The sequence below is a fragment of the Streptomyces sp. NPDC048604 genome (assembly GCF_043199435.1).
Classification (GTDB): Bacteria; Actinomycetota; Actinomycetes; order Streptomycetales; family Streptomycetaceae; genus Streptomyces.
On the sequence record NZ_JBICVX010000004.1, the window covers coordinates 315,538 to 339,918 of the forward strand.

22 protein-coding genes and 1 tRNA gene are annotated in these 24,381 nt (G+C 70.3%); 14 read left to right on the forward strand and 9 right to left on the reverse strand.

The genetic code is table 11. The features are described from left to right. Window positions 1–152 precede the first annotated feature (152 nt). Both ACGFMM_RS10830 and ACGFMM_RS10835 read left to right on the forward strand, forming a co-directional pair. Window positions 153–707, forward strand: a complete 555-nt coding sequence (locus ACGFMM_RS10830; RefSeq protein WP_393645215.1) for a hypothetical protein — start codon at window positions 153–155, stop codon at window positions 705–707. Next, on the forward strand, window positions 704–3,409 hold the full coding sequence (locus ACGFMM_RS10835; protein ID WP_393645217.1) for an ATP-binding protein: 2,706 nt from the start codon (window positions 704–706) through the stop codon (window positions 3,407–3,409). Before ACGFMM_RS10830 ends, ACGFMM_RS10835 begins: the two co-directional genes overlap by 4 nt. A 63-nt stretch (window positions 3,410–3,472) precedes the next feature. Here the strand turns inward: ACGFMM_RS10835 and ACGFMM_RS10840 are convergent, their stop codons facing one another. After that, a complete protein-coding gene (locus ACGFMM_RS10840; RefSeq protein WP_393645219.1) occupies window positions 3,473–4,159 on the reverse strand; it encodes a hypothetical protein in 687 nt (228 codons plus the stop codon). A gap of 275 nt (window positions 4,160–4,434) precedes the next feature. Between ACGFMM_RS10840 and ACGFMM_RS10845 the strand changes: the two genes are divergently transcribed. Genes ACGFMM_RS10845 through ACGFMM_RS10855 form a run of 3 tightly spaced genes read left to right on the forward strand, consistent with a single transcriptional unit; the run spans window position 4,435 to window position 8,364 of the window. Continuing rightward, entirely contained in the window at window positions 4,435–7,182 is a 2,748-nt protein-coding gene (locus tag ACGFMM_RS10845) for a hypothetical protein (RefSeq protein ID WP_393645221.1), read from the forward strand. Beyond that, window positions 7,179–7,757: a hypothetical protein gene (locus ACGFMM_RS10850; RefSeq protein ID WP_393645223.1), complete on the forward strand. Its 579-nt coding sequence runs from the start codon at window positions 7,179–7,181 to the stop codon at window positions 7,755–7,757. The genes ACGFMM_RS10845 and ACGFMM_RS10850 overlap by 4 nt, the downstream gene beginning before the upstream one ends. 1 nt (window position 7,758) lies before the next feature. Beyond that, window positions 7,759–8,364, forward strand: a complete 606-nt coding sequence (locus ACGFMM_RS10855) for a hypothetical protein (protein ID WP_393645225.1) — start codon at window positions 7,759–7,761, stop codon at window positions 8,362–8,364. Here the strand turns inward: ACGFMM_RS10855 and ACGFMM_RS10860 are convergent. Next, window positions 8,352–9,407 (reverse strand): hypothetical protein, encoded by a 1,056-nt coding sequence (locus ACGFMM_RS10860; RefSeq protein ID WP_393645227.1) that lies wholly within the window; start codon window positions 9,405–9,407, stop codon window positions 8,352–8,354. The two genes, ACGFMM_RS10855 and ACGFMM_RS10860, sit on opposite strands and share 13 nt — an antisense overlap. An 87-nt stretch (window positions 9,408–9,494) precedes the next feature. Here ACGFMM_RS10860 and ACGFMM_RS10865 point away from each other — a divergent pair, with 87 nt between their 5' ends. From ACGFMM_RS10865 to ACGFMM_RS10880, 4 genes are all read left to right on the forward strand, one after another. Then, window positions 9,495–10,343 carry a hypothetical protein gene (locus tag ACGFMM_RS10865; protein ID WP_393645229.1) on the forward strand — a complete coding sequence of 283 codons (849 nt, stop codon included), beginning with the start codon at window positions 9,495–9,497 and terminating at the stop codon, window positions 10,341–10,343. Window positions 10,344–10,500: 157 nt separating this feature from the next. After that, window positions 10,501–11,028, forward strand: coding sequence for a hypothetical protein (locus tag ACGFMM_RS10870; RefSeq protein WP_393645231.1), 528 nt, complete (start codon window positions 10,501–10,503; stop codon window positions 11,026–11,028). A gap of 155 nt (window positions 11,029–11,183) precedes the next feature. After that, window positions 11,184–11,606, forward strand: a complete 423-nt coding sequence (locus ACGFMM_RS10875) for a hypothetical protein (protein ID WP_393645233.1) — start codon at window positions 11,184–11,186, stop codon at window positions 11,604–11,606. A gap of 787 nt (window positions 11,607–12,393) precedes the next feature. After that, window positions 12,394–13,599 (forward strand): AAA family ATPase, encoded by a 1,206-nt coding sequence (locus ACGFMM_RS10880; RefSeq protein ID WP_393645235.1) that lies wholly within the window; start codon window positions 12,394–12,396, stop codon window positions 13,597–13,599. On the opposite strand, the gene ACGFMM_RS10885 is transcribed toward ACGFMM_RS10880, so the two are convergent. Continuing rightward, the gene (locus tag ACGFMM_RS10885; RefSeq protein ID WP_393645237.1) at window positions 13,596–14,195 is read right to left on the reverse strand and encodes a hypothetical protein; all 600 of its coding nucleotides are present in this window, start codon (window positions 14,193–14,195) and stop codon (window positions 13,596–13,598) included. The two genes, ACGFMM_RS10880 and ACGFMM_RS10885, sit on opposite strands and share 4 nt — an antisense overlap. Window positions 14,196–14,274: 79 nt before the next feature. Beyond that, window positions 14,275–15,375 (reverse strand): C40 family peptidase, encoded by a 1,101-nt coding sequence (locus ACGFMM_RS10890; RefSeq protein WP_393645239.1) that lies wholly within the window; start codon window positions 15,373–15,375, stop codon window positions 14,275–14,277. A gap of 147 nt (window positions 15,376–15,522) precedes the next feature. Here ACGFMM_RS10890 and ACGFMM_RS10895 point away from each other — a divergent pair, with 147 nt between their 5' ends. Next, on the forward strand, window positions 15,523–16,203 hold the full coding sequence (locus ACGFMM_RS10895; RefSeq protein ID WP_393645241.1) for a hypothetical protein: 681 nt from the start codon (window positions 15,523–15,525) through the stop codon (window positions 16,201–16,203). A 181-nt stretch (window positions 16,204–16,384) separates the two neighbouring features. Here ACGFMM_RS10895 and ACGFMM_RS10900 read toward each other — a convergent pair. Beyond that, window positions 16,385–16,458: transfer RNA gene (locus ACGFMM_RS10900), tRNA-Pro, on the reverse strand. Between the two features lie 122 nt (window positions 16,459–16,580). Further along, window positions 16,581–17,519 (reverse strand): metallophosphoesterase, encoded by a 939-nt coding sequence (locus ACGFMM_RS10905; RefSeq protein ID WP_393645243.1) that lies wholly within the window; start codon window positions 17,517–17,519, stop codon window positions 16,581–16,583. 89 nt (window positions 17,520–17,608) lie between these two features. On the opposite strand from ACGFMM_RS10905, the gene ACGFMM_RS10910 reads away from it, so the two are divergent. Continuing rightward, entirely contained in the window at window positions 17,609–18,073 is a 465-nt protein-coding gene (locus ACGFMM_RS10910; protein WP_393645245.1) for a GatB/YqeY domain-containing protein, read from the forward strand. Between the two features lie 98 nt (window positions 18,074–18,171). Here ACGFMM_RS10910 and ACGFMM_RS10915 read toward each other — a convergent pair whose 3' ends face one another. Further along, window positions 18,172–20,388, reverse strand: a complete 2,217-nt coding sequence (locus tag ACGFMM_RS10915) for a transglycosylase domain-containing protein (protein ID WP_393645247.1) — start codon at window positions 20,386–20,388, stop codon at window positions 18,172–18,174. 491 nt (window positions 20,389–20,879) lie between these two features. On the opposite strand from ACGFMM_RS10915, the gene ACGFMM_RS10920 reads away from it, so the two are divergent. Further along, window positions 20,880–21,224 (forward strand): WhiB family transcriptional regulator, encoded by a 345-nt coding sequence (locus ACGFMM_RS10920; protein ID WP_331910866.1) that lies wholly within the window; start codon window positions 20,880–20,882, stop codon window positions 21,222–21,224. Between the two features lie 64 nt (window positions 21,225–21,288). Here the strand turns inward: ACGFMM_RS10920 and ACGFMM_RS10925 are convergent, their stop codons facing one another. After that, the gene (locus ACGFMM_RS10925) at window positions 21,289–22,563 is read right to left on the reverse strand and encodes an ArsA family ATPase (RefSeq protein ID WP_393645521.1); all 1,275 of its coding nucleotides are present in this window, start codon (window positions 22,561–22,563) and stop codon (window positions 21,289–21,291) included. Between the two features lie 113 nt (window positions 22,564–22,676). Continuing rightward, the gene (locus tag ACGFMM_RS10930) at window positions 22,677–23,639 is read right to left on the reverse strand and encodes an ArsA family ATPase (protein WP_393645249.1); all 963 of its coding nucleotides are present in this window, start codon (window positions 23,637–23,639) and stop codon (window positions 22,677–22,679) included. A gap of 72 nt (window positions 23,640–23,711) precedes the next feature. Here ACGFMM_RS10930 and ACGFMM_RS10935 point away from each other — a divergent pair, with 72 nt between their 5' ends. Together ACGFMM_RS10935 and ACGFMM_RS10940 are read left to right on the forward strand one after the other, a co-directional pair. Continuing rightward, on the forward strand, window positions 23,712–23,867 hold the full coding sequence (locus ACGFMM_RS10935) for a hypothetical protein (RefSeq protein WP_393645251.1): 156 nt from the start codon (window positions 23,712–23,714) through the stop codon (window positions 23,865–23,867). Further along, on the forward strand, window positions 23,864–24,334 hold the full coding sequence (locus ACGFMM_RS10940) for a RidA family protein (RefSeq protein WP_393645252.1): 471 nt from the start codon (window positions 23,864–23,866) through the stop codon (window positions 24,332–24,334). The genes ACGFMM_RS10935 and ACGFMM_RS10940 overlap by 4 nt, the downstream gene beginning before the upstream one ends. Window positions 24,335–24,381: the final 47 nt, after the last annotated feature.

The window sequence follows — 24,381 nt, forward strand, 5'->3', positions numbered from 1 at the left end:
AGCCGCCGCGCGTGGGGGGGGGGCCGTCCTAAAAACACCACCCCCCGCCGGGGGCCCGCGCTGCTTGTTCGCCGGGGGGGGGGGGGGGGGCGCCCCCCCCCCCCCCCCCCCGGCGCCGACGTGCAGGCCCGATACGAAGAAGAGGGGGTGCCATGAGCGACGAGACCGTGACGCTGCGGGACTACACCGAGGCGTTCAAGGTCAAGAAGGCCATGCGCAAGATCGGCAAGGCGAACATCCCTTTGAAGGAAGGGCTGTTCGTCGACGACATCAAGGTCTTCGCCATCACGCTCTTCGGGTGGGCCATGACCTACAGCATGGTGCTCGCCCCGCCGATCAAGGTGATCGCCAACATCCTCGGCACCACGGCGCCCAAGGGCGTCCCCTATCTCTTCGTCCTCTTCGTGCCGCCGGTCCTCGCCGTGGCGGCCTCCCGCCGGCCGATCCGCCACAACCTCGGCATCTTCGGGCTGGTGCGGGCGATGGTGCGGGACTGGATGGACGACCCCGTACACCGCAAGGGCGTGCCGGTGCGCCAGGGACACGGACCGGCGTCGTTCCACGTCGTGCTGTGGCGGGCCCGGCCCGACCTGCTGCCGGGACTCGCGTCCAGGACGCCCCTCCCCAACGGCTGGAAGAGCGGTCCCGCTGCGGAGCGCGCAACGGCCGGCGCCACTCGGTCAGAACACGGAAGGCATGACAGGTGAAGAACGTCGTCTCTCGCCTTCTCCCGGACGGCTACCAGGCCCCGTCCCGGATCGGATACCGGTACCTGGACGACGTGATCATGCTGGACGCCTTCGGGGCGTACACGCTGGTCCGGGTCCCGACCCGGAGCTGGGAGCTGATGACCCCGCTGGACAAGAAGGCGGGGCTGGCCCAGATGTACGCCGGTCTCTCCGGACTGCCGCGCGGCCTCGGCCACGAGACCCGGCTGATCACCACGGAGTTCCCGTTCAACGCCGACACGTGGGCCGCCCGGCTCGACGAGCGCACCCGCCGCCAGGGCATCCCTGCGCCGGGCTGGCCCGGCCTCCTGGCCGACACCCGGGACCGCATCAACGACGCCGTCTGGCCCACCAAGCGGGTCTACCTCTCCGTCCGTCTCGGCGACCGGTCCTCGTACAACGGCGCCTGGGGGCGCGTCCAGCGGAGCCTGGAGCGGATGCGCAAGCCGCTCGACCTCGAGGACGAGATGCCGGACCTCGACGAGATCGAGGTCTGGCACGACCAGGCCCGCGACATCCGCAACACGCTGGCCGGTTCGCCGCTCGGCTGCCAGCCGGTGGGCCGGCAGGAGGCGGAGCTCCTGCTCCTCCACCTGACCCACCCCGGCCTCAGCGCCCCCGACGCGTCGGCGGTGGCCCCGCAGCGCTACGGACCCGGCGAACTGCAGGCGCTGTGCGGCGGTGAGGTCACCCGCGAGCCGCTCGGCCGGATCGGCAAGTACGAGTACAAGTGCCTGCGCCACGAGACCGTCACCGGCACCTCGTACCAGATCTGGTTCGCCCTCTCGATGGGCCCGGAGGAGATCAACTTCCCCGGCACGCTGTGGCTGCACCACAAGGACGCGCTGCCGTTCCCGGTCGTGCAGTCCATCGGCTTCGAGATCCAGGAGCTGAACGACACCCGCAAGGACGCGGACAAGGCGCTGCGCAACGTCGAGGAGCAGTTCTTCAACGACGAGGAAGCGGGCGTCTCCACCGACCTGACGTACCACCAGAAGCGCGAACTCGCGACGCAGATGAAGTATCTGGTGGACCATCACCGCACGCCGTTCGTCCGGATGCGGGCCCTGTTCGGCGTCTCGCACACGGACAAGGACCGCCTGCGCGAGAACGCCCGCGACTTCGTGCGGTCCATGCGCGAGGCCGGCTACACGGTGGACGCCCCGCCGACCCACCAGAAGTTCTTCTTCTACGAGTCGCTGCCCGGCGGCCGTCCGCTCGACTCCGACTACATCCGCCGCGTACCGCTGGACTACCTCGCGGCGGGGATGCCGCACATCTCCCCGGCGGTGGGCGACGGCGAGGGCCTGTACCAGGGCTACACCATCGGCGCCGGCGGGCAGCCCGCCGAACCGGTCTTCGTCGACCACATGCTGTACGCGACCCAGTCGCAGCTCGCCCCGACCGAGGGCGTGCCCGGCGACCCGGGCGGCGGCAAGACGGTCAGCCGCGGCCTCAAGCCGGTCTGGGAGGACGCGCTGCGCGGCATCACCCAGGTGGTCTGGGACCCCAAGGGCGACTACCTGGTACTCAAGAAGTACGCCGTGGAGCTGGGCCTCAACCCGGACAAGATCACCTGCGTCAACGTCTACGACGCCGAGCCCGGCATGCTCGACCCCGCCGCGCAGGCGGAGACGCCGGAAGAGGCCGCGCAGCTGATGCGCGAGACGTTGCTGCGCCTGGTCCCCGACCTGCTCGCCGGCCAGAACGGCAGCGACTTCGGCGACGTGATCCGGCAGGCGGTCGGCGCGGCCATGAGCGAGGGCAGCGGATCCACCTACCTCATGCGCGTGGTGGAGATCCTGGAGGCCTGGGAGAAGCTGCCGCCGTCGCCCACCAACATCAACCAGGAGCGCTGCCGCCAGTTCTCCGGCCCGCCCGCGCGCCGCTACCGCGAGGTGTCCCGCACCAGGCTCGGTCAGCTGGTCTTCGGCCGCTCGCCCCGGCCGTTCCGCATCCCCGTGGGCTTCACGGTGATCTTCTGCACGCTCGGCCTGCAGATGCCGGACCCGGGCAAGCCGCCGGAGATGATGTCCGAGCGCGAGCTGCTGTCGGACGTGATCTCGGGTCTGATGGCGGACAACACCTGGAACATCATGGCCACCCTCGACCCGGCGATCCCCAAGTCGATCACCTGGGACGAGTGGCACACCAGCAAGGACAACCCGCGTGCCCGCACGCTGGTGGACCGCATCAAGCGTCTGGGGCGCTCGCGCAACACCTTCCTGCGGCTCATCTCGCAGTCGGCCGGGGACTTCGACTCCAGCTTCGTGACGGGTGTGTGGGCCTTCGGCACGACCTCGAAGGACGAGGCGGTCAAGACCTGCGAGTTCCTCGGGGTCGAGGCCACCGGCGCCAACGTGGGCACCGTGCTGTCGCTGGCGGGCAGCGGCAAGGGCGTCTGCGTGTTCAAGGACCGCACGGGCAAACTCGCCCGGGTGAAGGTCGAGTTCATCCACGACTTCGTCCTCGACATCTTCGACACCAACCCGGAGAAGGACCCGGAGAAGATGACCCGCATCATCTCCGAGATCTTCGGCGAGGAGGCGGCCGGTGCGCGCCGGGAGATCGAGGCGAAGAAGGGCGCCAACGGGGCGGGAGACGACCTCCCCGCGGGCCTGGCCGGCGCAGTCGCGGAGGACGACGACCCGGTACCGCCGGCGGCGTTCCTGGGGGTGTGAGCGGTGCGCCCTCGGGCCGTGGGTGTCTCCCGGTCCCGAGGGCGCGGCCGAACAGGTGGGGCGTCAGCCCGCGGACGCCGCCGGGCGCGGATAGACGAGGCGGAGGATCACCGTGGCGCCGGAGGGCGTGGTGTACCCCTCCGCCTCGCCCTTCAGGACGGTCGCGCCCGCTCCGCGCAGCTTCACGGTGAAGGCCAGTTCCCACTTGGCGTCCGTGCCGCTGGACGAGGTGACGGTGAGGCCGGCGGGGTCGACGGTCCCGCCGCGGGAGACGGCGGCGAGGGCGGCCTGCGCGTCGGCGGCCGGCAGGTCGCGGTAGAGCACGCGGGCCAGGCCGTCGGGCCGGTCCGCACCGGGATCGCCGGGGGACCGCGGGGTGTAGGTGAGGCCGTCGGTCTCGGCTGCGGCCCCGGGGAACCAGCGGGTGGCGTCCTTCTTCGCGGCGTCGGCCAGGAAGGCGGCGACGGCCCGGCGACGGGGCTCCGCGGCCGCCGCGGAGTCCGAGGGGCCCGCGGTGCCGGGGTCCTCGGCATCGGCTCCGGAGCCTGTTCCGGAGCCGGCTTCGGACTCGGTGGGCACCGTGGGCATGTTCCGCTGGGTGAGGAGCAGACCGCCGACGACGTAGACGGACATCAGCGCGAACAGCCCGACGAGAAAGATCAGGACGGGCTTGGATCCGCGGCGCAGATTGGCGAGAGCCTGCGCGTGGATCGACGGGGTCTCGCCCCGTCGCGGAGGTCCGTCCACCATCGCGTACTCCTCGAATCCTCTCGCCCTGACCAGCCGTCTGATGCGCTGTGAATCCAAGCGAGTTGCGTCAGACGCGCGTGCTAACGTCTCAAGCGTATATACACATCGGTGGTAAGTCCTAGGAGCCACGGGGGATCCGCATGGCCATCGCCTCGACCGATGAGGCTCGTACCCGGCTGACGTCCTTCCGCGACGTACCGGCCTCGAAAGCGCCGCGTCCGAGCAAGCGGGAACGACGCCTTCGGCGGCGCACACTGCGACGACGAGTGGTCGGCGTGCTGCTGGCCCTGCTGTCCGCGGTGACGGTCTGGTTCACGATGGCGACGCCCGCGTACGCGATCGAGGACGACATCAAGGCCATCTGCGGGCCCTTCGACGTTCCCTCGCCCCAGATCCGCGGCGGCAGCCTGGAGGCCTTCCTCGGCACCGCCAAGCCGGACCCGGCCATCAAGGCGTCCGATTTCGAGACCTACATAGGGCCGACCGACGAGTTCTACAAAGGCCCCCCGCCGTCGTACCACCGGTACGGCATGGCGGGTCTGGAGTGGCACGCCTTCGGCTGGACCCCCGGCTGCTTCTCCATGAACCGGCTGGCCCTCTTCCTGCCGAACGGCATCTTCAACCTGTCGAAGATCTTCGCCCTGTTCACCATGGCGCTCATCGGCTGGTCCTTCGGCGACGACCCGTTCAGCTTCCTCACGGACGACGTCAAGAACGTCGCGGAGGCCATGTCGAACATCGCCGCTCCCTTCCTCGGGATCGTCGGCGCGTTGGGCGGCATCTACATCGGCGTGAAGAACCTCGGGCCGAACGGAAGAGTGACCGCGGTCCTCAAGGGCGCCGGATGGATGCTCCTGATCGCCGGTCTCTTCTTCTGGTTCCAGGCCAATCCGGTCGCCGCCGGATCGAAGATCAACAACTTGGTCGCCGAGGTGACCGCCACCGGATTCGAGTCCCTGACCAAACTGCCGACCAAGGCCGGCGGCGACGTCTCGACGTGCAACAGGGAGTCCGACGCCAAGGCCGCCACGTGTATCCAGGACGCGCTGTGGACGCCCCTCGTCTACGACCCGTGGCTCTACGGGCAGGTGGGCAACGACCCCGTGGCCGCCAAGAAATGGGGCCCGCCGATGCTCAACGCGCAGTTCGTGGGCGTCACCGCCGAGGGCAAGATCGACGACAAGGGCGTACAGGTCCTCGGCGCCATCAGCCAGTGGAACGGCGACTCCGACGAGGTCGGCGGCGACAGCAAGTCCGGCAGCAAGGCGTGGGACGGCAAGTACGTCGACTCGGTGCCCTACCTGAAGATGTGGGGCAACGACCTGTGCAGGGAGGGCGGTCAGAAGAACTTCCGCATGTGCTTCGGCGGCAAAGACTCCAAGATGTTCCAGTTCATCCGGGGTGAAGCCAAGCGGCAGGTCAAGGCGGAGGACGAGCCCGTCATCCGCATGGCCAGCGGAAACGACTTCACGGCCCGCCTGTCCGCCGCCGCGATGAGCGTGATGGGCGGCATCATCATCAACTCCAGCGTGTACTTCATCTGCGCCATGCTCCTGGCCGCCAAGCTGGGCGTGTTCACGCTGATGATCTTCGCGCCGTTCTACCTGCTGCTCGGCATCTTCCCAGGACCGTCCAGGGTCGCGGCGATCGCACTCGGCGAACTGTTCCTGATCAACGTCTTCCGCCAATGCGGCTGGGGCCTGGGCCTGGTGATCGTCACCTATATGGACACGATGATCCTCGCGCCGGACGGCGCGGACAACTGGCTGCTGAAGATCCTCACCTGTGCCCTCATGACGGTGCTGATGGGCGTCTACGCCAAGCCGGCCATGCGCGCCCTGTCGGGCATGGCGATGGGTGACAAGAGCGCGGGCCACCAGATCGTCGGCGTGGGGGCCAACCTGGCCAAGCAGACCGCGCAGTTGGCGGGCCAGGCCGGAATCGCCGTCGCCACCGGTGGAGCCAGCGCGGTGGCCGGCGCCGCCGGCGCCGCCGCTGCTGCCAAGTCCTCTGGACAGGCGGCGACGATCGGCACGCGCCTGAAGGGAGCGGGCCAGGGCGTGCTCTCGAACGCGCCCGGCCTCGGCCGGCGTACCCGTGCGGCGATCGGCAAGTTCGGCGGGGCCAAGGACGCGGGCAAGGACGGCTACGAGAAGGGCCAGGAGCGCAAGGAGGAGCAGGCCCGGGCCCGGGTCACCAGCCAGAGCGAGGCCGTCCGCGAGGGGCTGCGCAACCAGCGGGCCCAGGAGGCCGCGAAGCCGACGCACGACGCCGCGATGGGCGCGATCAAGGAGCAGCGCCGTCTGGGCAACACGACCCGCGCGGACGCCATGGAGCGCGAGTACTTCGATTCGATCCGCGACCCGCAGCGCGGCACCCGGCACGTGGACGACCCGCTGCACCCGAGCAACCTGCGCCGCAGCACGACCGGGGGCATCGACGAGGCGCGCCGTATCCGTCCCGCCGAGCGCGGCGAGGACCTGCTGACGCAGAACAGCATGAACCAGCAGCAGGCCTCGGCCAACCTCGACCGGGTGCTCGGCATGTACGCCAACAACCCGGCCAACATCGACCGCAGCCACGCCGCCGGCGAGGCCCTGTGGCGCCTGTCCGGTCAGGTCAACTCGGGCAACCTGTTCGCCGAAACGGAGCGGCGCGACGCCGCCGCCCTCATCGCCACGCACGGTGTGCCGGACCGGATCGACGCCGTCGGCAGGTCCGCGAACGTCCAGGTCAGCGTCAGCCAGTACACCCAGGTGGCCGCCCATTTGCCGACGGCTCAGGCCATGAGCCAGGCGGGCACCGCGGACGGCCGCATGCAGCTGCTCCAGAAGGTCGACGCGCTGGCGGCGGAGATCCCGGTCGCCACCGCGCTGAACACCGCGCTCAACGACCTGCGGACCACCCTGGGCGAAAGGAACCCGGAGACGGATCAGATCCGTCAGGCCCTGCAGAACGTGCACCAGGCGGCCGGACGGCCTCCCGCCGGCCCTCCCGGCGGTAACGGAGGCGGCACGCCGTGACCCACCGCAGCCGCAAGCTCGTCTCCCTGCTCCTCGTCGTGATCGTCCTCGGCTTCGTGCTCAACAACATCAACGCACGCAGCCGCAACGCCCAGCGGGCGGCGGAGGCCGCGAAGGCGGAGCCCGGCGCCGTCGCGGTCCGTCCGCTCGCCCCGCTCTACGTCCCCCGTCCCGCCTCGCTGATCTCCGGCGGGTACGGGGGGTCGCTGAGCAAGGAGTCGACCCCGCAGCAGGTGACGCAGGCGTTCGCGAAGGCCTACGTCACGTACAACCCGGACCGGACGAAGCCGGACGAGTTCGTCGCCGGGCTGCCGCGCCTGGAGGAGTCGGCCCGCACCAAGGTGCGCGACAAGCTGGCCGACGCCTGGGAGAAGCATCTGTCGAAGCTCGGCGGTGACGCCGTCGTGTCGTCGGTCAGCGACCCCGATCCGGCGGCGCAGCAGAACGGCGAGGCGGAGACGACGGCCGTCCTGGAGGCCCTGCAGGGGAACGAGGACACCGTGAAGCTCAAGCTGAAGCTGGAGGAGGGCGACGTCGGCTGGGAGGTCACGTCGGTGGAGCTGGACGGGGCGTGAGATGGCGAAGGCATCGACGGTGAAGACGAAGAAGAAGGGCGGGGCGCGGAATCCCGCGCCCAAGCTCGCCTCGAAGTCGGCTCCGAAGCCGGCAGCCAAGTCCGCTCCGAAGCTCGCTCCGTCGGGCAAGGGCGGCGCGAAGGTCGGATCGAAGGGCGGATCGAAGGGCGGATCGAAGGGCGGCGCGACTCCGCCGGCCGGCCTGCTGGGCCGGTTCCGGGCCGCCTACCGAGGGCCTTCGCGGGTGTTCGAGCACCTCAAGGTCGCGTTCGCGTTCCTGATCTGGGTGAGTCTGCTGCGCCAGCAGGCCCAGGTCATCGTGGACTGGTGGGTGTACTTCGCGCAGGCGCTGGTGGCCACGGGAGCGATCGCCGTGGCCAGCCTCGTGGTGGTGTACGCCTTCCCGCCCCGGACCGCGCGCTGGCGCACCCTGGCCTGGACGTTCTTCGGCTCCACGGCCGCCGGCGTACTGGCCTACGCGGCCCTCGGCGGCCGCGCGGGCATGCTCGGCGCGCTGGCCGGTGCCGCGCTGGTGCTGTGGGCCAGGGCCGAGGAGCGCGGCCGGCGCGCGATACGCCGGCTGCGCGAGCGTCGTCAGGCGGGGTAGCGCGCGGAGATGTCCTTGCCCCGGGGGGTGTCGGGGTCGGGCGACTGCTGGGCCATCTCGATCAGTTCGTCGAGGTTGAGCACCAGACCGTCGTCGTCCACCACGACGTGCTCGCGCACGGCGAGGAGGCAGGACGTCCGGTAGTCCTTGGGCCAGCCGCGGTTGATGTTCCGCCAGACCGACACGGAGCCCTCCTCCCAGGTGACCCCGGGCGCGGCGGATGCGGCGGACGTGTCGGGCGGTGTGTCGACCGGCAGCGGAACGGGCGGAGCGACGGGCACGGGGACAGGCGGAGTGACGGGCGCGGGCCCCTGGTCCTCCGGCATGGGCACAACCGGTGCGGCAGGTGCGACCGGTACAACCGGTGCGGCAGGAGTCGCAGGAGCGACGGAAGCGACCGGTGCAGCAGGTTCGGCAGGTACGACCGGAGCAGCAGGTACGACGGGAGCGACCGGAACAACAGGAGCGGCCGGTACGACCGGAGCGGCAGGTGCGGACTGCTCCGCCACAGGCGGGACTTCGCGTACCGCTTCTCGTACCGGCTCTCGTACCGTCTCCGCGGCCGGCCGGTCGTTCAGGAGCAGGTCGGCGCCCGCTTCCCGCTGCCCCGAGTCGCTGATGTGCAGGATGCGCTGCGTGTCGGACTCGTCCTTGCTGACGAGCAGCCGTACGCCCTTGCCCATGAGCGACTGGGCGCGCTCCAGCACGTCCCGGGCCCTGCGCCCGGTCAGCGTCTCGGTGCGGAAGGTGTGCTCCTGGGCTTCCTCGCCCTTCTTCGCGGGCACGCGCACGACGAGCCGGGCCTCGTGCCGGCCCCCGTCGACATGCGCCTCGGCGAGCATTCCGGTGACGGCCGTGCAGGACGAGAGAGCTTCCGCCAGCCGTGCCGCGGAGCCCCCGGGAGCGGACATCAGCCAGAGGTCCAGGGCAGTGCGCTCCACCTGGGCGAGCCAGACGTCGTACGGGCGGTCGTCGGTCGGCCCGACGGCGTGGACGGCAAGGCCGACCCAGGCCGTCATACCCGGACTGCTTGCATTGCTCATCTGGTCCCCCTTGCTAGTGTCAATACACAGTCTACTGAAGCAGGGCAGCCTTATCATGGCTTGAAGATCGTCGCGAAGGGGTCCACGATGGCCGGTTCGGTAGCAGGGCCGGAGTCGTCGAACGGGCCGTCCCGGCTGGCGATCGTGGTGTACGCGGACGGCCGGGCCAGCGTCGGCGGGGTTCCCGTCACCGTGCCGGCGGGCGCGGACCTGGCCGCGGTGCGCGGGGCCGCGCTGAGTGCGGCGATCGACATGGCCGTGCGCAAGGGCGGGCCCCTGCGGGCCTCGGCGTTCGAACCGGACGGCACCGCATGGCCGTTGCTCATCCACCCGGACGGTCAGGTGGAGGAGGACGACGAGCAGGACGTCCTCGGCCGTTCCCTGGGGCAGGACGCGTCCGGCGGCTCCGAGGCGGTGCCACCGCCGGCGGCCCCCGTCACGACGCTGATCTCCCGCACGCAGACGATCGCGCTCAACTCGCAGTGGCTGAACACGGTGGAGTCCCCCAAGCCGCCCGAGCGGTTCCAGGAGCGTCTGGCGCGGATCTCCGAGGCGGGCGAGGCCGGGCGGGCGGAGGCCGCCATGGCGCTCGCCCTGGACCTGGAGCGCGAGGTCGCCCAGCACTTCGGCGAAACGCACCCGCACGCCCTGCACGCGCGTGCGGTGCGGGCGTACGTCATCTCCCTCGGCAACGACTGGGTGCAGGCGGCCGACCTGTACGTCGCCCTGGCCGCGGACTGGTTCGAGCGCGCGGGCTACCGGAGTCACCAGGCCCGGCGCAGCGCCACGAACGCCCACTACTGCTGGCTCCGCGTGACCGAGCCGGAGGAGCGCGAGCGCATCGGCGAGGCCGTGGTGCGGATGTGGTTGAGAATCCCCGGCGCGGAGCGTCAGGTGCTTGCCGCGCGCAAGTACCGTGACGACACGCGTAGTTGATGCCTTCACTTGACATTGACCGGGTCTGACCGAATCAAGATCGGCCTGGAACGAGACGGTGACATGACGTGACTGATCGACTGTCATAATTGTTTCTGCGCCGGAAGTTACTGAAGTGACTTCCGGGTCTTCAGCGGTCTCGTCGGGGGAGCTGGTCGTGAAGCGGCAGAACGCCATACGTGGAAATTTGCAAGGATCTCTGGTTTTCGACGTGCGGGGCCACGAATGGTCCGCACGTGCAACGGGTGTGTTCGACACGGTCGGACCTGCCCTGTTGATCTCCCTGCCCCATGGCTTGTTCCTGGCGCATGACCGGGAGATGGGCCGGGTGGGCGCCCGGGTGGGTCCGGCGCTGGAAAGCGATGCCGAGTACCTGTCCGAGGTGTGGGGCTTCACCCGCATTCTGGGGGACGAGGCCGCCGAGATCGTGGACACGCCGGTGATCGGCGTCCGTCCCACCCGGGAGGGACTGGTGCTCGAACTGGCCGGTTACCCGTGGTTGCTCGTCGACGCGCAGACCGCGGATCCGGAGGATTGGATGCGGATGGAGGCGGAGAGTTTCTGCCTGCTCGGCGTCTGTTTCGGGATCGATCTCGACGCACCCGATTCCGATCTCGCGTTTCTCTCGGAACTGAGCACGGGGACGGCTGCTTTGGGACAGGTGCAGGTCATGCCGCAGCCGTGATGCGCCGAAGACATGGCTGTGGCGAATGGCATGGGATAGTGTCTGTACATACTGCAACAGTGCAGATGCGCAGGATGCCCTGATCAAGTCGCCGGTCATGAGCTGGAGAGGCAATGAGTACTGCCGACATTCCTCGACGGTCGCATCGTCGACGGATGGTGACGTCCAAGCCCGCGCTCACCCGTCGCCCCGACGGCGTGATCGAGGAGGAGGCGCTGCCGGGCGAGCTCGAGCCCCTGGAGTGGACCCCCAACCGGGGTCCCATCACCGAGGACGAGGCGCTCGGCGTACTGCGCCGGCGCCGGCGCAACGAACTGAGCCAGGCCCCCAAGCGGCAGGGGGCCAAGCGCCCCGAGGTCCCGAGCGAGTTGCCGCCGGAGGACGCCCGCAAGGTGCCGGTGGTCAACCGCTTCCCGGCGCGCTACCTGGCCATGGCCCATGCGCGCGCCGAGGTCGAGGGGACCAACTTGACGGCGATCCTCGAGGAGATGCTGGTCAAGTACGCGACAGGAAAGCCCACGCGCCCGCAGACCGTGAGCCGCCGACTGCTGTCCTTGTACACTCGCACGGACGACTAGTGCAGCAGTTCGGTTGACGTTCGGGGGGCGATCGGGCCGCTGAACGGTGGGGGAGCACAGCGTGACCGAGAACAGCGCCTACGGCCCGTCGTCGGCCTTCGATCCGGACGAGGACGAACTGCCGCCGACCCATGCCCGACTGCTTCCCCCGCCGAAACCGGGGAAGCCCCACCCTCTCGCACCGGCGCCGACGCAGTCCGCGCCGCCTGCCGAGGCGACTCCGCAGACACCGGCCTCGGCGCCGGTCCCGGCACCTGCTCCGACCGCGCCTCAGGCGACTCCGCAGGCCCCGGTTCCCGCGACCGCGCCGACCGCGCCTCAGGCTGCGCCCCAGGTGACGCCGCAGGCTCCGGTGCCTGTCCCGAGCGCACCCCAGGCTCCGACGCAGACGACGCCACAGGCCCCGGCCCTGGTGCCTGCTCCGAGCGCGCCCCAGGCTTCGGCACCGACGACTACGACTCCGCCGGGCCTGACTCCTGTCCCGAGCCCGGCCCTGACGCCGTCTCCCGTGCAGTCGCCGCCACCGGCTCCTGCCCCGAGCCCGGCACCGACGCAGGTTCCCGTTCAGGCACCGACGCCGACGCAGGTTCCCGTACAGGCACCGACGCCGGCTCAGGTTCCCGCTCCCGCTCCGGCACCCACTCCGGCACCTGCCGTGGCGCCGAGCCACGCCTACACGCCTGGCCCGACCAACCCGGTCCACACGCCAGGCCCCGCGCCGAGCCCTGTCCACACGCCCGGCCCGGCACCCACTCCCACTCCTGCCCCCGCCTATACGCCCGGCCCGGTGGCGAGCTACACGCCCGCCCCGGCCTACACACCCAATCCCGCCCCGGCCCAGGCTCCCGCCCCGGCTCCCGCACCGGTCCCGGCCCCCGCGCCCGCTCCGGCCCCCGCGCCCGCTCCGGCCCCCCTCCCCACCCCCGAGAGCGCACCCGACGTACCCCGTCCCGCGCCGCTGCCACTCAGCTCGGCGGTCGATCCGGCCGCCGCCCCGCTGCCGGCCGGTGTGGAGGCCCCCGGGGCCCCCGGACACCCGTACGCCGCCGCGTCCGGGCAACCGGCCGCACAGCTGTCCGAGGACGGAAAGAGCGACCCCCGCGGGGGCGGGGGCTTCCTGCGCTGGCCCGGCCGCGGCGCCCGCGCCGCCGGCCCCGAGGAACTGCGACTCGCGCGGCTCCAGACCCCGGTGACGCGGCCCTACCGGATCAGCGTCACCAGCATCAAGGGCGGCGTGGGCAAGACGACCACGTCGGCGATGCTGGGCCTGACGTTCGCCCGGTACCGGGCCGACCGCACCGTGGTGATCGACGCCAACCCGCACGCCGGCACGCTCGCCGACCGGCTCCTCGGCGAGCGGATCATGCCCACGGTCAGGGACCTGGTCAACGCCGACCAGCGCCGGCGCGAGCTGGACGGGCAGGGGCTGACGGACCCGACGCAGATCCACCAGTACCTCGGCCAGGCCAACGGGCTGATGGTCGCGGCGAGCGAACAGAACCCGGACATCAGCGAGTTGTTCGACGAGGCGCAGTACTACACCGCGCAGAACATCCTCACCCGGGCCTTCGACGTGGTCATCACCGACAGCGGCACCGGCATGAAGCACTCGGCGATGAAGGGCACCCTGGCGAGCACCGACCGCCTGGTCGTGGTGGCCGCCCCGCGTTACGACGCCGCGCGCCGCGCGGCCAAGACGCTGGACGAGGTGCACGCGCAGGGCTATCCGCACCTGGTACGGGACGCCGTCGTGGTCATCACGATGGACGCCCCGAAGGCCACCGGGATCGACATGAACACCCTGGTGGACTACTTCCAGCAGCTCTGCCGCCACGTCGTGCGCATCCCGTACGACCAGCAGCTGTACGCGGGCGGCACGATCCACTACGACCGGGTGACACCGGCCACGCGAGGCGCGTACATGGATCTGGCCGCCCTGCTCGCGGACGGTTTCGGAAAGCCGGACCCCGTTTCGGGGCCCGGGTTTCACTAACCCCCGACGTTCGCGTTGACCAGCCACTTGGAACCGGACTTGACCAGCTCCAGCACCGTGTAGGCCTTGGAACCGTCGCCGCCGCCGGGCCACGAGGTCCGTTCCACGTAGGAGACCTGTACCCACACCGAGCGGCTGGTGCGGGGGGCCTCGGGCGGGATCACCGTGCCGATCCCGTCCGCGCTGACGCGGACCCCGCTCTTCTTGTCGGCCTCGCACATCAGGTCGCACCGGTCGCTGCTGCTGCCCCGGAGCTTCGCGATGTACGAGGCGGTGGCGTAAGGCTTGATGCGCTTCAGGTAGGCACGGGGTGCGTCCACCGCCCAGTTCTGCCGGACATAGGCGTCGACGTAGGCCGAGGCGACGGCCTCGGGATCGCCGTAGTTCAGGCCCGCGGTGCTGGCGGAGGGACTCGTCGTCGGCTTCGGACTCGGGGCCGGGGCCGTGGGCTGCCCCGTGCCGGGCGCGGAGCTCACCGACGGCGTGGCGGACGAGGCTCCTGGGGAGGGCTTCCCCTCCTGGGTGCAGCCGGACACGGCGGCGGCCAGCGCCACCAGGCACAGGGCGGCCGCCGTACGGCGGAGCGTTGCGGTCACAGGGGTCCTCCTGGCGAGACGTCGGCCGGCGGGGGCCTGGTCGGTTCCGTCGTTCTTCTGACCGGCGTTGCCGCCGGCGTCACTTCAGGAGCCGCGAGGCACCGATCCACTGAGGCATCCAGTACGTGTTCTTGCTGACGTTCTTGACGATCTCGACGTCCTTGCCGGTGCGCGGTGCGTGGATGAACTCGTCGTTGCCGAGATACATGCTCACATGGTGGATTCCGTCCACGGTGCCGTCGTCCGACCAGAACATCAGGTCACCGGGTTTGAGCGCCTTGTAGTCCTTCACCCGGGTCCCCGCGTCCCACTGGTTGCCGGTGTAGTGGCCGAGGGTGATGCCGACCTGGGCGTAGGCGTAGAGCGTCAGTCCGGAGCAGTCGAAGCCCTTGGGCTGGCCCCGCGGGCACCAGGGGGTGTTCGTCGGCCCGGTCTTGTCGCCGCCGGCCCAGCAGTAGGGCGTCCCGATCCACCTCTTCGCGGCCGCGATCACCTTGCCGACGTCACCGCTCAGGCCGACTTCCGTGCACTTGATGTTCTTGGCCCGGCCGACGATCTTTCCGGCGAGGTCCTCCCACTTGGAGTACGCGCGGGGGAAGGCCGAGACCTGGACCGCCTGCGCGGCGGCGCCCTTGTCCATCATCTGCCACCCGGGCACGCCGAGCAGTCCACGCGGGTTGGGCGGGCTCGGGTGGTTGGGGCCGCCGAAGAACGCCTTGGCGGAGTACTCCGGGTTCATGATCTCGTCGTGGGTGCCCCAGCCTGCCACCGGGCGCTGCTGGAAGAGGCCGATGCTGTCCCGGTCGCCGTAGTCGATGTTGCGCAGCTGGCTCTCCTGAAGAGCCGTCATGATGGAGATGACGAGCCCGTCGTCGGGGACCTTGGTCCGCTCGCCGACGCGGACGATGATCGCCGCGTTGCCCATCTGCTCGTCGGTCACGTTGTATTGGCCCTGCCCGGGCACATGGCCCGAGATCTTCTCGCCGCCCGGGTCGCACACGGTCCCCGGAGGGCCGCCCCCGCCTTCTTCGCCGTCTTCTCCGCCGCCGCTGCCGCTCACGCCGGTCAGGATGCTCGCGGCACCCATCACGGCGCTTCCTCCGACGACGGTCATCATGCCGCAGCCGCTGAAGAGGAACGCACAGACGACGAGTATGACGATGAGGGTCTTCTTGTCCACTGGTCGGTGTGCCCCCCGTTGACCGCACCCCTGCAGGATGCTCGTGTGTATATACCCTACGAGTAAGTGTCTATACTGCCAATCAGTCTTGGGTGCCTCGTGGTCGGGGCCAAGGCGCTGACAACGGCATGACAGGGAAGGGACCCCGTGACCGATCAGCCGCTTCCCGCCGTCTCCACACACGCCCTGGCCGTCGTCATGCGCGACTACCTCTCCTACGGGGAGAGCGGCATGGCCGACCTCAAAGAGGCGGTGCACGCGGTCCGGCGCAAGCCCGTCCTCAACGCGTTCTGCCAGCACGTGCGGCGGATCCTGGAGGGCGAGGTCCCGGTTCCCACCGACGTCATCAACAAGGAGTTCGAGCGGCGCGCCAAGGAGGACGGGCCCGGCGAGGACGGGAAGCCGCAGGAGCCGGTCCACTACGACGACCAGCAGGCGTACGAGGCCCTGGCCGACCTGTGGGAGTACCTCGACCTGAACCCCGACGGCGAGCCGGAGGGCGCGGCCACCGAGCTCAAGTCCGCCATGCGCAGCGGCCGTTCGCAGATGCTCTGGATCGAGGGCGACCCCCTCCAGGCCCTGAAGACCTGGATGTCATGGCGTCAGCTCGCCCTGTTCGTCGTGGGAACGGTTCTCTGCACGGTGAGCTGGGCGATCTACCGGAACGTGGACGCCTCGGTCGTGCGCAGCATCACACTCCTGCTGACCATCGCCGGCTTCGTCATGGCGAGCATCGGCGGCGGCGCCCTGTGGCTCCGCCGCGTCCGCTACGTCAACCCGGACGCCTTCCTCCCCAAGGAACCCCAGCCCAAGGACGACCGCCGCTGACCGGAGCCCCCAGGGGCCCCTACCGTCCGCACCCACCCCACCACACCCCGCACGCACCACCCCGGCCCCGGGCGCCCACAGCGCCCGGGGCCGACGGCACGGCTCAGCGGCACCCGCACGCAAAAAAGACTCAGGCCCGGCACTGATCTCTCAGTACCGGGCCTGAGCCCTTACTCGGCTGTCGGGGTGGCGGGATTTGAACCCACGACCTCTTCGTCCCGAACGAAGCGCGCTGCCAAGCTGCGCTACACCCCGATGTCGCTGCTTTGATCTTCTCGTCGCGGCGACATCGATTACTTTAGCCCACGCGCGCGTCAGGACGAAATCCGGTTTCGCGGGGCACCCGGGCGGCCCGGGCCGGGCCCGGCGGGGGCGGCTCAGGGGCGTGCGGTCAGGGTGAGCAGGGTCGCTTCCGGGGGGCAGGCGAAGCGGACCGGGGTGTAGCGGTTCGTGCCGCAGCCGGCCGAGACGTGGAGGTACGCGGTGCGGTCGCCGACCGTGTGGGTCGACAGGCCCTTCACGCGGTCCGTGTCCAGGTCGCAGTTGGTGACCAGCGCGCCGTAGAAGGGGATGCACAGCTGGCCGCCGTGCGTGTGGCCGGCCAGGACCAGCGGGTAGCCGTCCGCCGTGAAGGCGTCCAGGCTGCGCAGGTACGGCGCGTGCACGACGCCGATCGAGAAGTCCGCCGACTCGTCGGGGCCGCCGGCCACCCGCTCGTAGCGGTCCCGCTTGATGTGCGGGTCGTCCAGGCCGGTGAATGCCAGCTCGACGCCGCCGAGCTTCAGCCGGCCGCGGGTGTTCGTCAGGTCCACCCAGCCCGCCTCGTCGAAGGCGTCGCGGATGCCCTCCCACGGGTTGTGGACCGCGCCGACGACCGGCGCGTTGCCGTTCAGGCCGTGCCGGCCCTGCACCTTCTCCAGGAGGTAGCGGGCGGGGTTGCGCAGCTTCGGCCCGTAGTAGTCGTTGGAGCCGAAGACGTACACGCCGGGGAAGTCCATCAGCGGGCCGAGCGCGTCCAGCAGCTCCGGCACGGCCTCGGTGTCGGACAGGTTGTCGCCGGTGTTCACGACGAAGTCGGGGCGCAGCCCCGCCAGCGACTGGAGCCATGCCCGCTTCTTGCCCTGCCCGCACACCATGTGGACGTCGGACACCTGGAGCACCCGCAGGTCCCGCATCCCGCGCGGCAGCACGGGCACGGTGACCCGGCGCAGCCGGAACGAACGGGCCTCGAAGCCGGCGGAGTAGATCAGGCCCGCCGCGGCCGTCGCCGCCACACCGGCCGTGATTTTCAGGGGGAGTCCGTAGCGTGCGCGCATGCGCCCCATGGTCGCAGACCGCGGCGGAGTCGCCGGACGCGACCGAAAGCTCTTTGACCGGATCCGGAGGAAAGGGCTAAGAAGAAGCCATGACCACGCTCAAGTCCACGCTGCAGGAAGACCTCAACGCCGCCATCAAGGCGCGCGACGAACTGCGTTCGTCCACGCTTCGGCTGACCCTGGCCGCCATCCAGAAGGAGGAGGTCGCGGGCAAGGAGAAGCGCGAGCTCTCCGACGACGAGGTCCAGAAGGTCATCGCCAAGGAGGCCAAGAAGCGCCGCGAGGCGGCCGAGGCCTTCGAGCAGGGCGGCCGTGCCGAGCAGGCGGAGCGGGAGAAGGCGGAGGGCGTCGTCCTCGACGCGTACCTGCCGAAGCAGCTCGGCGACGACGAGCTGGAGCAGATCGTCGCCGCGGCGGTCGCCGAGGCGGCCGGCGCCGGGGCGGAGGGGCCGCGCGCCATGGGCGCGGTCATGAAGATCGTGAACCCGAAGGTGGCGGGGCGCGCGGAGGGCGGCCGGGTGGCCGCCACCGTGAAGAAGCTCCTCGCCGGCTGAATCCGCACAGCACGCAGGTACGCGGATGGGGCGCCCCCTGGAGTAGGGGGCGCCCCATCCGCGTGCTACCGGTGCCGGCTCCCGGCTACCTGTACCGGCTACCGCCCGCGGCCGCCGTTGCCCTGGCCGCCGCGCTGTCCGCCGATCAGGTCCGGCGGGAACTGGATGTCCGGGAAGATGTTCCCGTCGTCCGGCTTGTTGTCGCCCGGGCGGCGCCGGTCGCGGTCCTTGTCCTTGTCCTTCGGGTCCTTGGCGTCCGGGATGGAGACGCGCACGAACTGCCCGGCCGGCTTGCCGTCCAGCGCGCCCGTCATCGCGTCCTTCCAGATCGGGCCCGGGACCTGACCACCGAAGACCTTGCCGTGGTACACGCCGCCGATGGTGATCCCTTCCATCTTGACCTGCTGGCTGGCGCTGCCGACCCACACGGCGCCCGACAGGTTCGGCGTGTAGCCGACGAACCAGGCGTTCCGCCGCTCGTCCGTGGTACCCGTCTTGCCCGCGTTGTCACGGCCGGTCAGACCGGCCGCCTTGCCCGTACCGGAGTCGACCACGCCGCGCAGCAGCTCGTTGATCGTGTCCGCGGTGCGCTCCGTCATCGCCTTGCTGCAGCTGGACTGCGGCACGTCGAGCTTCTTGCCGTCCGCCGTCTTGATCGACTCGATCGCGGTCGGCGTGCAGTACGTGCCCCGGTTGGCGAAGGCCGCGTACGCCGTGGCCATCGTCAGCGGCGAGATGCCGGTGGAGCCCAGGGTCAGCGAGGAGGGGGAGACCGGCAGCTTCTTGCCGTTGCCCTGCACCACGCCCAGCTTGTCGGTGACGTCGACCACCGGGCACAGGCCGATGTCCTGGATCATCTGCACGAAGTAGGTGTTGACCGACTTGGCCATCGCCTCCTTCAGCGCGTACGGACCGACCTCCGACTCGTCTTCGTTCTCCAGCTGGTAGTTGCCGTCGTTCACCCACGGTCTGCCGTCGCAGGTCGGGATCGAGGCCGGGTACGGCATCTGGAACGGCGCGGAGTACACCTGCGTCGGCGGCCGGCCCTGCTCGATGGCGGCGGCGGCGAGGAACGGCTTGAAGGTCGAACCGACCGGGAAGCCGAAGTTCGAGCCGCCCTGCTTCTTGTTCACCGAGTAGTTGATCGTGGTCTCGTGCTCGCCGAAGCCGTACGGCTTGGACTGGCCCATCGCCAGGACCTTGCCGGTGCCGGGCTCGACCATGGTCACCGCGGCGGCGACCTTGTCGTCCTGGTTCACGTGGTCCTTGAGCGACTGCTGCGCCGCCTCCTGGGCCTGCGGGTCCAGGGTGGTCCGGACGGTCAGGCCGCCCTGGTTCCAGATCTTGGCCCGCTCCTCGCGGGTCTTGCCGAAGACCGGGTCGGAGAGGAAGACCTGCTTGACGTAGTCGCAGAAGAAGCCGGCGCCGCTGACGGCGGTGATGCAGCCGTTCTTCGGCTTGCTCACCTTCAGCTTCAGCGGACCGGCCTTCGCGCGGTCCGCCTCCGCCTGGGTGATGTGCTTCAGGTCCGCCATGCGCTGCAGCACGATGTTGCGGCGCTTGGTCGCCTCCTGCGCGTCGTTCACGGGGTCGTACCGGCTCGGCGACTGGACGATGCCGGCGAGCAGCGCCGCCTCTTCCACGGTCAGGTCGGCCGCCTGCTTGGAGAAGTACCGCTGGGCGGCCGACTCGATGCCGTACGCCTGCTGCCCGAAGAACGTGATGTTGAGGTAGTTCTCCAGGATCTTCTTCTTGCCCAGCTCCTCCTCGACCTGGATCGCGTACTTGAGCTCGCGCACCTTGCGACCGATGGTCTGCTGGGTGGCCTGGGCGACCTTGTCGGGGTCGTCGCCGGCCTCCTCGACGAAGACGTTCTTCACGTACTGCTGGGTGAGCGTCGAGGCGCCCTGTGCGACGCCGCCGGACTGCGCGTTCCGGTTGATGGCGCGCAGCACGCCCTTGAGGTCGATCGCGCCGTGCTCGTAGAAGCGCGAGTCCTCGATCGAGACGATCGCCTTCTGCATGAACGGCGAGATCTTGTCGAGCGGCACCACCGTGCGGTCACGGGAGTAGACCGTGGCGATCTTGCCGCCCTGCGCGTCCAGGATGGTGGTGCGCTGACTGAGCGGCGGCGTCTTCAGATTCGCGGGGATCTCGTCGAACCCCTCGACGGTCCCCTTGGCCGCGAGCCCCAGTGCCCCGGCGGCGGGCAGGGCGATACCCGCCAGCACCGCTCCCGCGAGCACACTGACACCGAGGAACTTGACGGCCTGCTGGGTCCCGGTCAGACCACCGCCCGAGCGCTTCTTTCCCATGGAGGGCAGCCTAATCCGTAAAGTTGTGCGTCCCGCAGGAGCGGGGGTCTATCGGAGCGTTCGAGTACCAGACCGTGACATCGCCATTCGCCGGACAGGCGTATATGCCTTGGCCTAAGCTGCTCTCAACTGTCACAGCTGTGCGGTTCTGTATCAAGACTCCGGTGGCGACTTCGTCATCAACAGCGTTATCCACACCGACTCATGACCCCGAATCGTGGGCCGGTGTGCCCGATTCCGCCGCATGCGTCATTGGCTGCCCTTTGTAAAGTCGGGCTTTATGCCCCGAATTCAGAGGGGAAGTCGTTTATGTCCTACGGTCACTCCCCTGGGTGATCTGCCGCGTACGCATAGTCCGTTCGGGCCATTCAAGATTGGGCCCGAAGGGGGTGTTGCGCTGTGCCCACCTTCCGTAACGTCCTCAACTGGCAGCGGTGAATATGCCGCTGCCGCCGTGGGGGAGCCTCGATTCGGGAGAGGACGGCGCCGGTATGGGCTGGGTAGCTGACTGGAGTGCGCAGGCGGCCTGCCGCACTACCGATCCGGATGAACTTTTCGTGCAGGGTGCGGCGCAGAACAGGGCCAAGGCGGTGTGCACCGGGTGCCCGGTGCGGACGGAATGCCTGGCCGACGCGCTGGACAACCGCGTCGAATTCGGCGTGTGGGGCGGGATGACCGAGCGCGAGCGCCGTGCGCTGCTGCGCCGGCGGCCGACCGTCACCTCGTGGCGCCGGCTCCTCGAGACCGCGCGGACCGAGTACGAGCGCGGCGCGGGCCTGCTGCCCGTCGCGATGAACGACGACGAGACGTACGAGGCGTACGCCGCGGTGGGCTAGGCCCCCGTACGCCGAGGTCGGCCGGGGCTCCGTACGGAGTCGTATGCCGCGGCCGGCGATTCGGCTAGGCCGGGCCGGGCGAGGTGCCGGTCGTGAGGCGGTCCCCGATGGCACGGAGGCCGGCGAGGTCGTGCACGTCACCGGGCAGCGCGGCCACTTCGGCCACCGCCACCTCGGGGTGCAGCGCGGTGAAGCGATCCCGCGTGCGCTGTTCACGCGCGATCACCTGCATCCGCTCTGCGTGCAGCCGGAGCAGACCCGCGGTCAACTGCTCGACCGTGGGCCGGTTCGCCGGGTCTGCGGCACCGTCGACGGGGGATTCCGACGGTTCGGGCTCGGGCTCGGGAGAGGCGGCCCCGCGGGCACCAGGGCCACGCCCACCAGCCTTCCCGGCCTCCTGATCCACAATGCGGTCCTCTTCAAGATTTTCCGCGGCCGCCCGCGCCCGCCCGGCGGACAGCCGGGCGGCCCCGCTGCCGTGCACCCGGTTGAGGATCAGACCCGCCAGCGGCATCCGCTCCGCGGCCAGCCGTTCCACGAAGTAGGCGGCCTCCCGCAGCGCGTCCCGCTCCGGCGTGGCGACCACGAGGAAGGCCGTCCCGGGCGCCTGCAGCAGCCGGTACGTGGCGTCGGCGCGCGTCCGGAAGCCGCCGAACATGGTGTCCATCGCCGCGACGAACGTCTGGACGTCCTTCAGGAACTGCCCGCCGAGCAGCTTCCCCAGCGTCCCGGTCATCATCGACATGCCGACATTCAGGAACTTCATGCCCGCCCGGCCGCCCACCTTCGCCGGCGCCATCAGCAGCTTGATGAACTTCCCGTCCAGGAACGACCCGAGCCGCTTCGGCGCGTCCAGGAAGTCCAGCGCCGACCGCGACGGGGGCGTGTCGACGACGATCAGGTCCCACTCGTCCTTCGCCCGCAGCTGGCCGAGCTTCTCCATCGCCATGTACTCCTGCGTACCGGCGAAACCCGCGGACAGGGACTGGTAGAAGGGGTTCTCCAGGATCGCCCGCGCCCGGTCGGCGTCCGCGTGCGCCTCGACGATCTCGTCGAAGGTCCGCTTCATGTCGAGCATCATGGCGTGCAGTTCGCCGCCGTCGGAGCCCTTGATGCCCTCCACCTTGCGGGGGACGTTGTCGAGCGAGTCGATGCCCATGGACTGGGCCAGCCGCCGGGCCGGGTCGATCGTCAGGACCACGACCCGCCGCCCCCGTTCGGCCGCGCGCACCCCGAGCGCCGCCGCCGTGGTCGTCTTGCCGACGCCGCCGGCGCCGCAGCAGACGATGATCCGGGTGCCCGGGTCGTCGATGATCGGGTCCAGGGCGAGGACGGGCACGGAGTCGATCCCCGACGCGTCGGGGCCGGTCTCGTACGCGTCAGAGCCGGCCTCCGGCGCCTCGGAGCCGGTCTCCGGTCCTTCTGAGCCCCCCGCCGCCTCAAACCCCTCGGTCACGCGCCGACCCCCAGCTTCCGCAGTTCCTTGGCCAGCCGGTACAGCCCGGCGATGTCCGCGCCCTCCCCGAGGAAGGGCAGTTCGTGCGTCGGCACGTCCAGGCCCCCCAGTACGGCCCGCTGTTCGCGCTCCAGGCCGACCCGCTGGGCGTGCTCCGCAGCCTGCTCCAGGAGCGGCTCGACCAGGGTCGTGCCGCCGGTGACGCCCGCGGCCGCCAGCGCGGCGGCGATGCCCTCGCGGCGGTCGCCGGCGGCGGCCCGTACCGCGTCCTCGTCCAGGACGTGCGGCCGCACCATGTTCACGATGACGTTGCCGACCGGCAGTTCGGCCGCGCGCAGCTCCTCGATGCCGTCCGCGGTCTCCTGGACCGGCATCTCCTCCAGCAGCGTCACCAGATGCACCGCCGTGTCGGGGGACTTGAGGAAGCGCATCACCGCCTGCGCCTGGTTGTGTATCGGGCCGATCCTGGCCAGCCCCGCCACCTCGTCGTTGACGTTCAGGAAGCGGGTGATGCGGCCGGTCGGCGGCGCGTCCATGACGACGTAGTCGTACGTGAAACCGCCCTGCTTCTCGCGCCGGCGCACCGCCTCGCACGCCTTGCCGGTCAGCAGCACGTCCCGGACGCCCGGCGCTATCGTCGTGGCGAAGTCGATCGCGCCCAGCTTCTTCAGCGCCCGCCCCGCGCCGCCCAGTTTGTAGAACATCTGGAGGTAGTCGAGCAGCGCCAGCTCGGCGTCGATCGCCAGCGCGTACACCTCGCCGCCGCCCGGCGCGACGGCGATCTTGCGTTCCTCGTACGGCAGCGCCTCCGTCTCGAAGACCTGCGCGATGCCCTGTCTGCCCTCGACCTCCACGAGGAGGGTCCGCCTGCCCTCGGTCGCGAGGGCGAGCGCGAGGGCCGCGGCCACCGTCGTCTTACCGGTACCGCCCTTGCCGCTGACGACCTGGAGCCTGCTCACGTCATCGAGCCTAACCACTGCCGGGGCCGTCCAAGCAGGAGGCTGCCTGTGGCAGCGGCTACAGTCGGCTCCATGACCAAGTGGGAATACGCGACCGTGCCCCTTCTCGTGCACGCGACCAAGCAGATTCTGGACACCTGGGGCGAGGACGGCTGGGAGCTCGTCCAGGTCGTGCCCGGACCCAACCCCGAGCAGCTCGTGGCCTACCTGAAGCGGCCGAAGCCGTGAGCGGGGCCGTCGAGGCGAAGCTCGCGGAGCTGGGGCTGACCCTGCCGGAGGTCGTGCCGCCGCTGGCCGCGTACCAGCCGGCCGTGCAGTCCGGCCCGTACGTGTACACCGCGGGCCAGCTCCCGATGGTGAGCGGCAAGCTGCCGGTGACCGGCAAGGTCGGCGCCGAGGTCACTCCCGAGGAGGCCAAGGACCTGGCCCGGACCTGCGCGCTGAACGCGCTGGCCGCGGTGAAGTCGGTCGCGGGCGACCTGGACCGGATCAAGCGCGTCGTGAAGGTCGTCGGCTTCGTCGCCTCGGCCTCCGACTTCACCGGCCAGCCCGCCGTCCTCAACGGCGCGAGCGAGCTGCTCGGCGAGCTGCTCGGCGACAAGGGCGTGCACGCCCGCAGCGCGGTCGGCGTCGCGGTGCTCCCGCTGGACGCGCCGGTCGAGGTCGAGATCCAGGTGGAGCTCGAGCAGAACTGACGCCCGCTCCTTCTGCTGCGGCCCCGTGCGCAAACCTCGCGCCCGGG

Coding starts and splice junctions, on each gene's coding strand:
- ACGFMM_RS10910 (WP_393645245.1), top strand. CDS start 17,609: ATGACCACGCTCAAGTCCACGCTGCAGGAAGACCTCAACGCCGCCATC.
- ACGFMM_RS10855 (WP_393645225.1), top strand. CDS start 7,759: ATGGCGAAGGCATCGACGGTGAAGACGAAGAAGAAGGGCGGGGCGCGG.
- ACGFMM_RS10875 (WP_393645233.1), top strand. CDS start 11,184: ATGGTGACGTCCAAGCCCGCGCTCACCCGTCGCCCCGACGGCGTGATC.
- ACGFMM_RS10920 (WP_331910866.1), top strand. CDS start 20,880: ATGGGCTGGGTAGCTGACTGGAGTGCGCAGGCGGCCTGCCGCACTACC.
- ACGFMM_RS10915 (WP_393645247.1), bottom strand. CDS start 20,388: ATGGGAAAGAAGCGCTCGGGCGGTGGTCTGACCGGGACCCAGCAGGCC.
- ACGFMM_RS10905 (WP_393645243.1), bottom strand. CDS start 17,519: ATGCGCGCACGCTACGGACTCCCCCTGAAAATCACGGCCGGTGTGGCG.
- ACGFMM_RS10935 (WP_393645251.1), top strand. CDS start 23,712: ATGACCAAGTGGGAATACGCGACCGTGCCCCTTCTCGTGCACGCGACC.
- ACGFMM_RS10830 (WP_393645215.1), top strand. CDS start 153: ATGAGCGACGAGACCGTGACGCTGCGGGACTACACCGAGGCGTTCAAG.
- ACGFMM_RS10865 (WP_393645229.1), top strand. CDS start 9,495: ATGGCCGGTTCGGTAGCAGGGCCGGAGTCGTCGAACGGGCCGTCCCGG.
- ACGFMM_RS10860 (WP_393645227.1), bottom strand. CDS start 9,407: ATGAGCAATGCAAGCAGTCCGGGTATGACGGCCTGGGTCGGCCTTGCC.
- ACGFMM_RS10840 (WP_393645219.1), bottom strand. CDS start 4,159: ATGGTGGACGGACCTCCGCGACGGGGCGAGACCCCGTCGATCCACGCG.